Origin of the sequence: Streptomyces flavovariabilis, from assembly GCF_000725785.1 — a bacterium.
Taxonomy (GTDB): Bacteria; Actinomycetota; Actinomycetes; order Streptomycetales; family Streptomycetaceae; genus Streptomyces; species Streptomyces hawaiiensis.
Genome location: NZ_JNXD01000048.1, coordinates 1 through 11,966, shown reverse-complemented (window position 1 = coordinate 11,966; position 11,966 = coordinate 1). Strand labels below are relative to the sequence as shown.

The 11,966-nt window shown below is 67.6% G+C and carries 12 protein-coding genes and 3 pseudogenes; 8 read left to right on the top strand and 7 right to left on the bottom strand.

The features are described from left to right. The first annotated feature begins 45 nt into the window (after window positions 1–45). Window positions 46–495: a transposase gene (locus IO24_RS47800; RefSeq protein WP_078899596.1), complete on the top strand. Its 450-nt coding sequence runs from the start codon at window positions 46–48 to the stop codon at window positions 493–495. On the opposite strand, the gene IO24_RS0139455 is transcribed toward IO24_RS47800, so the two are convergent. Next, window positions 437–2,002, bottom strand: coding sequence for an alpha/beta hydrolase (locus IO24_RS0139455; RefSeq protein ID WP_031144612.1), 1,566 nt, complete (start codon window positions 2,000–2,002; stop codon window positions 437–439). The genes IO24_RS47800 and IO24_RS0139455 overlap by 59 nt on opposite strands. Before the next feature lie 121 nt (window positions 2,003–2,123). Further along, window positions 2,124–2,822: a hypothetical protein gene (locus IO24_RS45475; protein WP_157851351.1), complete on the bottom strand. Its 699-nt coding sequence runs from the start codon at window positions 2,820–2,822 to the stop codon at window positions 2,124–2,126. A 110-nt stretch (window positions 2,823–2,932) separates the two neighbouring features. On the opposite strand from IO24_RS45475, the gene IO24_RS0139445 reads away from it, so the two are divergent. The 4 genes from IO24_RS0139445 (at window position 2,933) to IO24_RS0139425 (ending at window position 5,951) form a co-directional block, all read left to right on the top strand. Beyond that, window positions 2,933–3,595, top strand: a complete 663-nt coding sequence (locus IO24_RS0139445) for a TetR/AcrR family transcriptional regulator (protein WP_031144608.1) — start codon at window positions 2,933–2,935, stop codon at window positions 3,593–3,595. 19 nt (window positions 3,596–3,614) lie between these two features. After that, window positions 3,615–4,477, top strand: a protein-coding gene (locus IO24_RS44075) for an IS5 family transposase (protein WP_420823259.1) whose coding sequence is annotated in 2 segments (ribosomal slippage) — window positions 3,615–3,975 and window positions 3,975–4,477 — 864 coding nt in all. Because the reading frame shifts where the segments join, the coding sequence is not laid out codon by codon here. Window positions 4,478–4,622: 145 nt separating this feature from the next. Beyond that, window positions 4,623–5,153, top strand: a complete 531-nt coding sequence (locus IO24_RS0139430; protein WP_031144602.1) for a GNAT family N-acetyltransferase — start codon at window positions 4,623–4,625, stop codon at window positions 5,151–5,153. A 228-nt stretch (window positions 5,154–5,381) separates the two neighbouring features. After that, window positions 5,382–5,951: a dihydrofolate reductase family protein gene (locus IO24_RS0139425; protein WP_031144600.1), complete on the top strand. Its 570-nt coding sequence runs from the start codon at window positions 5,382–5,384 to the stop codon at window positions 5,949–5,951. 153 nt (window positions 5,952–6,104) lie between these two features. Here IO24_RS0139425 and IO24_RS44965 read toward each other — a convergent pair. From IO24_RS44965 to IO24_RS0139405, 3 genes and pseudogenes are all read right to left on the bottom strand, one after another. Next, window positions 6,105–6,889, bottom strand: a protein-coding gene (locus tag IO24_RS44965; protein ID WP_420823258.1) for an IS5 family transposase whose coding sequence is annotated in 2 segments (ribosomal slippage) — window positions 6,105–6,559 and window positions 6,559–6,889 — 786 coding nt in all. Because the reading frame shifts where the segments join, the coding sequence is not laid out codon by codon here. A 66-nt stretch (window positions 6,890–6,955) separates the two neighbouring features. Then, window positions 6,956–7,096, bottom strand: a complete 141-nt coding sequence (locus IO24_RS45470; protein WP_157851350.1) for a hypothetical protein — start codon at window positions 7,094–7,096, stop codon at window positions 6,956–6,958. Window positions 7,097–7,107: 11 nt separating this feature from the next. After that, a pseudogene (locus tag IO24_RS0139405) lies at window positions 7,108–7,668 on the bottom strand (IS256 family transposase); the annotation flags it as partial. A gap of 267 nt (window positions 7,669–7,935) precedes the next feature. Here IO24_RS0139405 and IO24_RS0139400 point away from each other — a divergent pair. Next, window positions 7,936–8,268 carry a helix-turn-helix domain-containing protein gene (locus IO24_RS0139400; RefSeq protein WP_031144590.1) on the top strand — a complete coding sequence of 111 codons (333 nt, stop codon included), beginning with the start codon at window positions 7,936–7,938 and terminating at the stop codon, window positions 8,266–8,268. A gap of 60 nt (window positions 8,269–8,328) precedes the next feature. Further along, window positions 8,329–9,116: pseudogene (trhA, locus tag IO24_RS41625) on the top strand (PAQR family membrane homeostasis protein TrhA). 522 nt (window positions 9,117–9,638) lie between these two features. On the opposite strand, the gene IO24_RS0139390 reads toward trhA, so the two are convergent. After that, the gene (locus IO24_RS0139390) at window positions 9,639–10,445 is read right to left on the bottom strand and encodes an MBL fold metallo-hydrolase (RefSeq protein ID WP_234335424.1); all 807 of its coding nucleotides are present in this window, start codon (window positions 10,443–10,445) and stop codon (window positions 9,639–9,641) included. On the opposite strand from IO24_RS0139390, the gene IO24_RS44065 reads away from it, so the two are divergent. Then, the gene (locus tag IO24_RS44065) at window positions 10,357–11,016 is read left to right on the top strand and encodes a winged helix-turn-helix transcriptional regulator (protein WP_338055628.1); all 660 of its coding nucleotides are present in this window, start codon (window positions 10,357–10,359) and stop codon (window positions 11,014–11,016) included. The genes IO24_RS0139390 and IO24_RS44065 overlap by 89 nt on opposite strands. On the opposite strand, the pseudogene IO24_RS44060 reads toward IO24_RS44065, so the two are convergent. Then, window positions 10,985–11,804 (bottom strand): annotated as a pseudogene (locus IO24_RS44060) (IS5 family transposase). The gene IO24_RS44065 and the pseudogene IO24_RS44060 sit on opposite strands and share 32 nt — an antisense overlap. Window positions 11,805–11,966: the final 162 nt, after the last annotated feature.

Below are 11,966 nucleotides of genomic sequence, written 5' to 3'. Positions count from 1 at the left end.
AACGGCTCGATCCACTTCGGATCATCCGCTGAGATCACCCCACCCATGCCCAGCCAACGCACCAACCGCCACACCGGTTACGGGACAACCTCTAGGCAGTTTCGTTTGGATCAGCCGATGGTTGGTCCAGGTGTGCAGTTGACCGACACGCAGTGGGCGCGGATCGAGCCGTTACTCCCGGACCGGACCCCGAAGAGGGGTGGCCGGTGGCGGGAGCATCGTGAGGTGATCGACACCATCGCCTTCAAGTTCCAGAGCGGAACGCAGTGGGTCCACCTTCCGGGAAGTACGGGAACTGGCGAGGCGTCTACAACCGGCTGCGGATGTGGGCCGTCGACGGCACATGGGAGCGGGTGTTCACCACGCGTGAGGCCTGTCAGGTCAGGCCCGCGAGTCACCAGCACCGGCCGGGGCAGCTACGCCGGAGTCGAGCGTGTCACAGGCTGCAACGGGTGTCGGTGGGCGGGGTTACGAGGTCGAGGAGGTATTTGTTGACCGCGTCGTCGACGCACTTGCTGTCGCCGAGGAGGTAGGCGCCGTGCTGCTTGCCGTCGACTGTGAGCAGGCTTCCGCCGAGGGCTTTCGCCATCGCGATGCCGCCCTCGTGCGGCGTCGCAGGATCGCCGGTGACCGATACGACGAGCGTCTCGGGGATGCCTTCGACATCGGAGAGCCAGGGCTCGTCGCGTGTCGGCGGCGCCGGCCACGCCTCGCATTCGCTGTGGTAAGTGCCTGCCGTGAACACGTCGATGTCGAACATCGGGGCGGCCTCCCCGATCTTGCGTGCGAGCGCGGTCTGTTCCTCCGGCGTCGGACGGGGTGAGTCCATGCAGCGCACAGCGATGTTCGTGTCGAAGTCGTGGCCGTAGGCGCCGTCCGCTGTGCGGGCGTAGAAGGCGTCGCGCAGGGCGAGCATCTCGGCGGCGTTGCCCGCTTGGAGCGCGGTCAGGGCGGAGATGACGTTGGGCCATTTCGCTTCGGAGTACAGTCCGCCGCTGATGCCGAGGTAGACGTCCCAGACGCTCAGGTCCCGGCCGCCGGTGGTCGGTGCTGGTGTCTCGACGAGCGGCTGGACGATCTCGTGCAGGCGGTCGTTCGCAGCCGCGGGGTCGGGGCCGAGAACGCAGTCGGGCGATTCTGCGCAGAGTGCGGCGAGGTCGTCGAACCGTGCCTGCAGTCCGGTGAAGGAGGAGAGGCGGAACTCGCTCGCCGTCAGATCCGGCGAGACGGCTCCGTCCAGCACGATCGCGCGGACCTTTTCGGGGTAGGTCGCGGCGTACATGGCTCCGAGCTCGGAGCCGTAGCTGTAGCCGAGGTAGGTCAGCTGGTCGTCACCGAGTACCTGTCGCATGATGTCCATGTCGCGCACGACGTTGGTGGACCCGGCGTTCACGAGGTTCGCGATGCCGCCAGAGCCGTCCGCGCAGCGCTCTGCGAGTTCGGTCGCCTCCTTGGTGCTCGTGATGTCGTGCACCGCGCCGAACCGGGTTGCGTCGCCTGCGTCGTACTTCTCGTCGGTGTAGCAGTCGAGGGCCGGAGTCGACGACCCGACCCCGCGAGGATCGAAGCCGACGATGTCGAAGCGCTCGGCGACGGGACTCACCTGCCACTGTGGCAGGGTGGACGCGACGAAGCTGGTGCCGGATCCTCCGGGTCCGCCCGGGTTGAGCAGCAGTGAGCCCTCGGCGTCGCCCGCAGCGGGGAGGCGCGTGAGCGCGATGTGCGCCTTCTTGCCCTCCGGCTTGTCGTAGTCGAGCGGGACCTCGACCGAGGCGCACTGGAGCGCCGGGTTCGCGAACAGCTCGGCGTCCGCCTTGCTCGTCGCGGTGTCCTTGCACCCGACCCAGTTGAGCTCTTGCTCAAGGTAGACGCCGAGGTCCGGGTCCGCGCCGGAGCCCGGTGGAGGAGCGGCGGGCGCGCATCCGGCGAGCAGGAGGAGGAAAGTCGTAGCGGCCGCGCCGAGCACGGTTTGGCGGTATCGGGATCGAGGGTCTGAGCGCATGCGTTTCTCCTGTGTCGAGCCGCGGTCGTGCGCAAGGGCGCGGCGGTGGTTGACGGACTCTTCTCGGTCGGGGCGCTGAGGTACCCGATAGCGCGGGCAAGTGACCGGTCGGTGCGGGGTGTCAGCTCTCGATCCCGTCGGTCTCGGCGTCCAGGAGCCGGTGATGGCGGAAGGTGAGGGCTCGTTCGATCCCTGCGAGGCCGGCCGTGATGGTGAGAACCGTGTTCGCCCATGCCGGCAGGTCGATGTGCGAGAGGAACGGGGGGAATCGATCAGCCCAGAGTGGCTGGTGGGTGACGAGGTCGAGCAGCTGCGGGGCGAGGAGCAGCAGATTCGTCATCAGCACGATGACGGCGCAGGCGGCGAGGGCGCGCCCGACTCCGGGGTGCCGGCGGGAGAGCTGGGCGCGCCAGTGCTCGGGCGTCCCCGGCGCGGGATCGAGACGCCGCTGGCTGCCGTCCGAGCTGATCAGGTGGATCCGCCGCATGCCGTACCTGCTCGCGGCGACCTCGATGCGGTCCGGTCCGAGCGGGAACCGGACCGGCATGTCGGAGGTCTGCACGTGCCGGTCGTCCCGGTAGAGCGAGGCCCGGCCCGACAGGTGATCGACATCGACCGTTGCCGTCGACGCATCGGGAAGGCTAATCGCGAACCGTGTGCGCTGCAGTGAGAGAGAGGGGCGGAACGGTGGCAATGGCGCGCCCGGCTCCGGGGCGGGCTTCGACCACGCCCCCGCATCGCCGTCGAGGCCTTTGAGCCCGTCGAAGCCGTAAGGATCCTCCCGCGCCGCACGGGTCCAGGGATCGTGCCGGTCGTTCATGTCTCCCCTGTCCGGGGTCGTGGCCGGGCAGAGCACCGCCACGACACCCTTCTAGCATGCCCGTGCTAATAAAGTAGCACGGGCGTGCTAAAAACGACTAGGATGGGGTCATGTCCAAAAGAGCCAACCCGGATATCCGCCGAGAGCAGGTCGCCGACGCCGTGATCGAGGAGATCGCCGCGCACGGGATCCGCTCGGTGACCCTCGCCCGGATCTCCGCACGCACCGGCCTGGCCATCGGGAGCATCCGGCACTACTTCGGCGACACCGTCCGCGAGGTCATGCGCTTCACACTGGGCGTCCTCATGCAGCGCGCCGCGCGCCGCGCCGAGACGATGTCCGACGACCCGGTCGCACGGATCGTGGATGTGATCGCATTCGCCGCTCCGACCACTGAGCAGGAGCGCCGGGAGAACATCGCTCTCGTCGAATACCGTGTCCTGGCGCGCACGGACGCGGAGCTCGCGGCCGACGTCGCGGCTACGTCCCTCGCGGGCGCGGAGGTGTTCCTCTCGTTGCTGCGCGATGCGCTGGCCGACCGCTCGGTCGACGAGGAGGCGCTCCACCGTGAGGCGCTCCTGCTGTTCGCCCTGGTCGAGGGCTTCTCGTTCAGTTCGGCGCTGTTCTCCGCCCCGTTGCGCGAGGCGGACGTCCGTGCAGTCGTGACCGCGGCCCTGCAACGCCTGCGCGACGCCTTTCCGCCTTCATCGGAGGCCGTCGAGGGAGCGGCTGGAACTCCTGAGGCCACCGAGGAGTCACGGAGCCACCGCTAAGCAGTTTCGTTTGGATCAGTTGGTCGTTGGTCCGGGTGTGCCATTGACTGATGCGCAGTGGGCGCGGATTGAGCCCTTACTCCCGGACCGGACGCCGAAGCGGGGTAGCCGCTGGCGGGACCATCGCGAGGTGATCGACGCAATCGCCTACAAGTTCCAGACCGGCACGCAGTGGGTCCACCTGCCGGAGAAGTACGGCAACTGGCGGGGCGTCTACAACCGGCTGCGGATGTGGGCTGTCAACGGCACTTGGGAGCGGGTGTTCACCGCTCTGGTGGCCCAGGCCGACGCGGACGAGGACCTCAACTGGGCCGTCTCGGTGGACTCAACGATCGTGCGGGCTCACCAGCACGCGGCCGGGGCCCGCAAAAAGGGGACCCGGCCGGCGAACCCGACGACCATGCCATCGGCCGCTCCCGCGGCGGGCTGACCACGAAGATCCACCTCGCGGCCGATGCCCGCTGCCGGCCTCTGGCGTTCATTCTCACCGCAGGCCAGGCGGGTGACGCACCCGCCTTCACCGACGTCATGGCCCGCCTGTGCGTTCCCCGTCGGCGAGGACGGCCTCGCACCAGGCCGGACCTGGTCCTGGCCGACAAGGCGTACTCCTCCCGCGCGATCCGCGAGCACTTGCGCAAGCGCGGCATCCGAGCAGTGATCCCTGTTCCTGCTGACCAGCGCGCGCACCGGCTACGTCGGGGCAGCCGGGGCGGCAGGCCACCGGCCTTCGACCGTGAGACATACAAGCAGCGCAACACCGTCGAGCGGTGCATCAACCGCCTCAAGCAGTGGCGTGGCATCGCCACCCGCTACGAGAAGACCGCCACCATCTACCTGGCCGGACTCCACATCGCGGGCATTTTCCTCTGGTCCGCCCGGTGATCCAAACGAAACTGCCTAGGCCGTGTATCGAAAGTAGATCTTGATTGTGGAGGATCATGCGCCATCGGGTGTGATGCGGTCGCGGGCCACGAGCCAGCACAAAAAGCCTAATCACATGGGGTATGCGAGTGTTATCGTCGCCCGCATGCCTGAACTGATCCCACCCACCGGTCGACTTCAGCCCTCATGGCTCGCGGCGCGTGACGAGTGGTCTCCAGGCGCTCACCAAGCCGGTACTGGCTTGGGCCTCATGCCTGAGGCTGACCTCGACGACCCCGCCGTCTTCTCGGCGTGGGTAGAGCAACTGCAGCAGCAGTCGGACAGGTCAGTTGCCCTGGGAGATGGGTGGGTCCACGCCACCCACTGGTGGATCGTCGAGGACGACAGCTATCTGGGAGCCATCAATCTGCGGCACCGTCTGAACGCTTTTCTGCTCCATAGCGGCGGGCACATCGGATATAGCATCCGGCCCTCCGCCCGAAGGCGCGGCCTGGCCACGTGGGCTCTCGGGGCTGTTCTCCCCGAAGCCCGTGCGCTCGGTCTGGGCCGTGTCCTCATCACATGCGACGACGACAATGTCGCATCGGCGCGCACCATCGAGCGCAATGGCGGCGTTCTGGAGGACGTCCGCACCACCGACGAGGGCATCAAGCGCCGCTACTGGATCACACTGTAGGCAAGCGGTGTGGTGGTGCTTTACAACCACTCGTTGATGGCCGCGACCAGCACGGTGGCCTCGTAGCGGACCGAGAGCTTGTCATATCTGGTGGCCACAGCACGTTCTGGTTCGCATCACGACGGCGTCAAAGTAGGTGCGATCGGGGCGCCGATGAGAAATGGCGCCGACAGTCGTCTGAGTACTGTCCGGTGAACGCTGGGCGCGCCTCAAGGGAGATGCAACGGGATGAGACCACTTCGATACTCGATCAACGTCACGCTCGACGGCTGCTGCCATCACGAGGCAGGGCTCCCCCCGGACGAGGAGTCGATGCGCTACTGGACCGCTGAGATGGAGCGAGCCGATGCCCTGCTCTTCGGCCGAGTGACCTACAAGATGATGGAGTCGGCGTGGCGGAAGCCGGCCACGGGCACGTGGCCTGACTGGATGGATGAGTGGCAGATCCCGTTCGCCGAGACCATCGACCGGGCGAAGAAGTACGTCGTGTCGAGCACGCTGAGCGGGGTCGATTGGAATGCCGACCTGGTGCGAGGCGACTTGGAGCAAGCGGTTCAGCGGCTCAAGCAGGAGTCAGGCGAGGGCCTGTGGGTGGGTGGCGTAACGCTCCCCCTGGCGTTGGCAGATCTGGGACTGATCGACGAGTACGAGTTCCTTGTTCAGCCGGTCCTTGCCGGACACGGGCCGACGTTGCTCGCCGGTCTGCGCGAGCGCATCCAGCTCGAGCTCGTGGACCGCCATGAATTCCGGTCGGGGGCGGTAGCCCAGCGATACCGGCCCACGCGAGTTACGGCTTGATGTGATTTGTCCTGGCACGTTGGCCGCTCCCTCGCGACGGAACGACGGCTCGGGGGCACTAGATCCACAGGTCTTGACTATTCCTCCCTACCGGCCTGAATCTGGTTCTGTTGCTCAGGCCGCCTGCACGAGGCCCGGGACTTAGATGTCATTTCACTTGGCCAGTCGGCGGTGACATATGAGGGTCGCGGCGATGGCTGTGAAGGCAAGGAAGTGTTCCGGCTTGCGCTCGTAGCGGCGGTGCAGGCGGCGGCAGCCGGACAGCCAGGACACGGTCCGCTCCACCACCCAGCGGTGCCGGCCCAGCCGCCGGGACGACTCGATGCCCTTGCGGGCAAGGCGGTGCCGGATACCGCGGGAAGCGAGCCATCGCCGCAGGTGGCGGTAGTCGTATCCCTTGTCGCCGTGCAGCTTGGCGGGCCGCCGGCGTCGCGGGCCGCGACGTGAGCGGATGGGTGGGATGCCACGGACCAGTGGGATGAGTGCCTGGCTGTCGTGGAGGTTGGCGGCGGAGATGCCGATCGACAGAGGCAGGCCCTGGCGGTCGACGATGAGATGGATTTTCGATCCCTTCTTGCCACGGTCGGTCGGATTCGGTCCCGTCAGCTGCCCCCTTTGAGGGCCCGGACGCTGACCGAGTCGATCGCGCACCGCGACCAGTCCAGCTCACCTCGGGCACCGAGTTCATCCAGGACCAGGCGGTGAAGCTTGGCCCACACCCTGGCCTCGGTCCACTCGGTGAACCGGCGGAAGGCCGTCACGCCCGACAGCCCGAAGCCTGGTGGCAGTTGGTTCCAGGTGCAGCCTGAGGTGGCCACGAAGATGATGGCAGCCAGCACCTCGCGGTCCCCTCGCCGCCGGTGCCCTCCACCCTGAGGGCGGACCGGTGCCGGCGGCACCACCCGCTGGAACAACGTCCACAGGTCTTCCAGCGCCATCCGCTCGACCAAGCGCAGCAGTCATCACCCCAGACTGCCGCAAGATCACGCCAACTGAAATGGCGTCTAAGTGCCCTGGGCGAGGTGGTAGACGCCCCGGTAGTCACTTTCGCGCTCGGTGAAGACCACATCGAGGTGGCCGGTGACGAGGCGGACCAGTTCACTCGCGGTGTGTGTGCTGGTGCCGTAGGTGTTGTGGTCGGTCATGGTGGCTGACCTTATGCCGCGAGCGTCTCGGGGCGTTCGAGGAGCTCGCCGCGTTCGAAGCGGGCTCCGGCCCTCACCAGGGCGACGAGGTGTGGTGCGTTGACGGCCCGCCATCGTGCCTGGGCGGACTCGACGAGCTTGAACACCATCGCCAGGGCGGCCGCGCGGGAGCCGGCTCCCTTGGTGACCTTCGTCCGCAACCGCACGGTCGCGAAGGTCGACTCGATCGGGTTCGTGGTCCGCAGATGGATCCAGTGTTCGGCGGGGAAGTCGTAGAAGGCCAGCAGCTCGGCCTCATCATCCGTGATCTTCTTGACGGCCTTGGGGAACTTCGCCCTGTACTGCTTCTCGAACCCCTTGACCGCCCTGGCCGCGTGCTCCTTGTCCTGGGCGTTGTAGATGTCCTGGATGGCCTTCTTCGCCGCGGGCTGGGCCGACTTGGGCAGGCAGTCGAGGACGTTGGCCGTCTTGTGAACCCAACACCTTTGGTGACGGGTTTCGGGGAAGACCTCGTGAAGCGCATTCCAGAAGCCGAGGGCGCCGTCGCCGACGGCGAGGACGGGAGCAATGAGGGAATGAACGGAGGAATTGGACGCCATCAGGATCGCCCGGGCGGAAGTCTTGAGTCCGGGTACCGCAGGACATCGATAGTGAGGTGGTCTCCGGTCGAGCAACCGCGATCCCAGCATTCCCGGCAGCATTTCGGTCGGGTATGCGGTGACAGAAGGCCGGCCCAGTAACAGGGCCGGCAGATGGTGAAGCAGTTCCTTCGGGCCCTGGCGCCGCACGGCGCCAGGGCCCTCCACGCGTTCCCCTCCACGCGTTTACAGAGAGGTCAGATGACAGCAGACGATTCCTTCGGGCGTCTCGACGACGACGACTACCCCGCCTACACCATGGGACGGGCCGCCGAGCTGCTTGGCACCACCCAGGGCTTCCTCCGCGCCATCGGCGACGCCCGCCTCATCACGCCGCTGCGCTCCGCAGGCGGACACCGCCGCTACTCCCGCTACCAGCTGCGCATCGCCGCCCGCGCCCGCGAACTCGTCGACCAGGGCACCCCCATTGAGGCCGCCTGCCGCATCATCATCCTCGAAGACCAGCTCGAGGAAGCCCGGCGCCTTGACGCCGAGTACCGCCGCGCCGCAGCCCGACACACGGCCGGCGTCTGATCCGCACTCCACGGCGACGCGCCGGACCGCAATTCCTCCGCCGATTCAAAGAATGAGCGCATGATCGCCGAAGACCCTCAGCCGCCGGCACGCGGTCGGGAGCCCCAGGCGCCCGACGCCCTACGCACCCCGGCGGCAGATGCGCCTGCCGGTGCAACCGGCCGGCTGACTGGCGGGAAGATAGCCGCCGGCCTGGAAGACGGGGTGCAGCGCGCGGCGGCTGCGCTGAAGCCGCGGATGCGTGGCTGGCTGCACGCCGGCGTGTTCCCCCTGGCGCTGGTCGGCGGGATCGTACTGATCGCCGTTTCGCGCTCGGTTGCGGCGGTGGCGGCGTGCTCGGTGTACGCGGTGTCGGCCTGCCTGCTGTTCGGTACCAGCGCGGTCTACCACCGCGGAACGTGGGGCCCGCGCGGGGAGGCGGTCCTGCGGCGGCTGGATCAGCGAACATTTTCCTGATCATCGCCGGCACCTACACCCCGCTGGCGGTACTGCTGCTGCCCACGGGACAGCAGCGGGTGCTGCTGGCCGTGGTGTGGGCGGGCGCGCTGGCCGGCATCGCCTTCCGCGTCCTGTGGATCGGCGCTCCCCGCTGGTTGTACACCCCGTGCTACATCGCGCTGGGCTGGGTGGCTGTCTTTAATCTGCCCGACTTCGCGCGTACCGGGGGCACCGCGGTCGTCGTACTCGTCGTCGCCGGCAGTCTGCTCTACACCGCCGGAGCCGTCGTCTACGCACTCAAGCGCCCCGACCCCTCACCGGCCTGGTTTGGCTTCCACGAGGTCTTCCACGCCCTGACCATCGCCGCCTTCACCGCGCACTACACCGCCATCCTCCTGGCAGCCACATGACGGTGCTGTTTGCGGGGCCAAAGTCGGGTCCGGTGATGCAAGTGACCTGTCCGGTACCGGGCTCGGCACAGGTCTTCCGCGTTTTTCGGGGCGAAGCCCGAACTCCTCAGCGACCTCCAATCCCGCCACGACGCGGCCACCACCCGGGCGAGCGAAGTATGGGACCAGATCGAGCGCCTCACCGCCACCCTCACCGAGACCGAAGCGCGCCTTGCGGACCTCAACACCACTCGGAAGGTCATTGCCGAACTCGCACCGCCCGGGAACGCACCGGCTCCACCCGAGACGACCACCGCCTACCAGACCCTCCTGAACGCCTTCAACCAGCACCCCCAGGCATTCCGAGTCCGCGAACTACACGAACTCCTCGGCATGCCCACCGACGACCCGGCCCTGAACGTCACACGTAGCCGCCTCGGACGCCTCACCCGACAAGGCTTCCTCACCCAACCCGGACGAGGCCGCTACCAGAAACGGACTCAACGCCCTCTGAGACCTCCGAGCCCGCCGGTCACCGGTCGGTCAACCGGAGAAGGGCCGACCCGGCCTGTACGGGGGAGAGGCGGTGAAGCGGGTCAGCTCCCATGGGTCGTGTGCGCTGAAGACGGTGATCTCATCCGCGTGGTCGCGTCGGAGAGAGCGCAGTCGGTCGCGGGTCGCGTGACGAGCTGCGACGTCAGTCTGCGCTCCCTGCTGGACCGGCTCGAGGGCGGGATGAGAAAGGGGCGGCGTGTGCTCGAGTTCGCCGTGATACATGTACGCGTCGCCCGCATGCAGCAGCCACCGTCCGTCGCCGTCGCGCACGGCGACACCCGAGTGTCCCGCCGAGTGGCCAGGCAGTGGAACGAGCAGGAGCTCGCATGCCAGCCCCTGTGGCCGCGCCACGCCGGAGAAGCCGAACCACTCTGTGCGGTCCGCCATGGGTGCGGGTGTGAGCAGCGGGTCGTGTGCCCGGTGTGCAGGCATGAAGCGGTCGAGGCTGTGCGGGTGGTGCGCTGCCGTAGGGTCGGTGACGGCCCGGTACTCGTCGGGGTGGACATGCACCTGTGCGTGAGGGAAGTCCGGGAGTCCTCCCGTGTGGTCGCGATGCAGGTGGGTGAGCACGATGTGCCGCACGTCCTGGGGCGCGTACCCGAGGCGGACGACTTGGCGCAGCGCGCTCTGCTCAGGGTTCAGATCGGGCTGGGCGTAGGCCACCCAGGCCGCACCCAGCGACCGGTCAGGATGCTGTAGATCGGCAATGCCGAGACCGGTGTCGACCAGGACCAGCCCGTCCGAGTCCGTCTCGATGAGCAGGCAATGGCAGACAACGGCCCGTTCACGGTTCACGGCGCCGGCCGGAAGTTCTTCGCCGAGTAGTGGAATCTTCCGGAGAGAACCGCAGTTGAGGTGGTGGATGCGCACAAGGCCCCCTGGAGGCAAGTTGGCGGGGTGTTCTCGACGGACGTTAGGAGGGGCCTTCGTGACTCACCAAACCGTTGGACACGCACCGAAGGGTGATCAGGACGGCCCGCTGGCGGACTGCCCGGACAGCGCCCTCGTTCCGCCCGGCCACGAACCACGATGCCCTGTTGACATCACCCTCGCCGCGCTGGGTGGTCGGTGGACGCCGCTGGTGGTCCGCGAGTTCCTACGCCGCGGCGAGGCCACATACTCCGAACTGTCCGCCGCCCTGCCCGCGCTCTCGGACAAGGTCCTCTCGGACCGGCTGGCCCAGTTGAACAGGGCGGGCGTCATCGAGCGTCACCGCACCCCGGGCTGGCCTCCACGCGTCCGCTACATTCTGACCAGCCAGGGACGGGCGCTGGAACCAGTGGTGCGCAGCATGTGGGAGTGGGGCACGGCGCGACGGGACGCCCTTAGGGGTCCTAACAAAGGCGTTGGACGTGGCGGTGAGTGATCAGGCAGGTGGCGAGGCCGAGGAAGGCTTCGTGGATGTCGTCGCGTCGTTCCCAGCGGATCCGCAGGCGGCGGAAGCCGTGCAGCCAGGCGATTGTCCGCTCGACCACCCAACGGAAGACGCCCAGGCCAGAGCCGTGTTCCTGGCCTCGTTCGGCGATCACTGGGGTGATGCCTCGCGCCCGGACAAGGCGCCCGGTACTTGTCGTGGTCGTAGCCCCGGTCAGCGAGCAGGGCATCAGGGCGCCGGCGTGGGCGGCCGACGACACCGGCGACTGCCGGGACCTTGTCGAGCAGGGGCAGCAGTTGGGTGACGTCGTTGCGGTTGCCGCCGGTCAGCGACACCGCGAGCGGGATGCCCTGGCCGTCGGTGAGGACGTGATGCTTGCTGCCCGGACGTGCGCGGTCGACCGGGCTGGGACCGCTTTTGGGCCTCTGCGGGCCGCCCGGACGTGAGAGGAGTCGATCACCGCCCGCGACCAGTCGAGCTTCTTCGCCGCCCGCAGCTTCTTCAGCAGTACCAGGTGCAGTTCGTCCCAGACGACGGCCTCGTTCCATGCGGCCAGGCGCCGCCAGCACGTCATCCCCGAACCAAAGCCCAGCTCCTGCGGCAGGTACTCCCACTGGATGCCGGTGTGCAGCACGAACAGGATCCCGCACAAGGCCTGCCGGTCCGGGACCCGCGGCCTGCCCTCGACCAGCTTCGGGACCCGGCTTGGGCAGCAACGGCTCGATCAGCGACCACAGTTCGTCCGAGAAAATCCACGGACGCGACTCCCTCTTTCCCACGACCAGACCAACGAGCAACCAAGCCGACAGTCACATGATCAACAGCTTCTGTTAGGACCTCTTAGACGGTGTCTTGATTGGTGATCGAGGCGGGGTCACAGCTCCCGCCACTCACCCAGCTCGCCAGGCGCCCTGGTCTGGATGAAGTTGCGAATGAGGGCC

Bases quoted from the DNA above. Each gene is read 5' to 3' on its own strand.
- IO24_RS45470 (WP_157851350.1), bottom strand. From the start codon at position 7,096: ATGACCGACCACAACACCTACGGCACCAGCACACACACCGCGAGTGAA.
- IO24_RS44065 (WP_338055628.1), top strand. From the start codon at position 10,357: ATGCCGAGACCGGTGTCGACCAGGACCAGCCCGTCCGAGTCCGTCTCG.
- IO24_RS0139425 (WP_031144600.1), top strand. From the start codon at position 5,382: ATGAGACCACTTCGATACTCGATCAACGTCACGCTCGACGGCTGCTGC.
- IO24_RS0139400 (WP_031144590.1), top strand. From the start codon at position 7,936: ATGACAGCAGACGATTCCTTCGGGCGTCTCGACGACGACGACTACCCC.
- IO24_RS0139445 (WP_031144608.1), top strand. From the start codon at position 2,933: ATGTCCAAAAGAGCCAACCCGGATATCCGCCGAGAGCAGGTCGCCGAC.
- IO24_RS45475 (WP_157851351.1), bottom strand. From the start codon at position 2,822: ATGAACGACCGGCACGATCCCTGGACCCGTGCGGCGCGGGAGGATCCT.
- IO24_RS47800 (WP_078899596.1), top strand. From the start codon at position 46: ATGCCCAGCCAACGCACCAACCGCCACACCGGTTACGGGACAACCTCT.
- IO24_RS0139455 (WP_031144612.1), bottom strand. From the start codon at position 2,002: ATGCGCTCAGACCCTCGATCCCGATACCGCCAAACCGTGCTCGGCGCG.
- IO24_RS0139430 (WP_031144602.1), top strand. From the start codon at position 4,623: ATGCCTGAACTGATCCCACCCACCGGTCGACTTCAGCCCTCATGGCTC.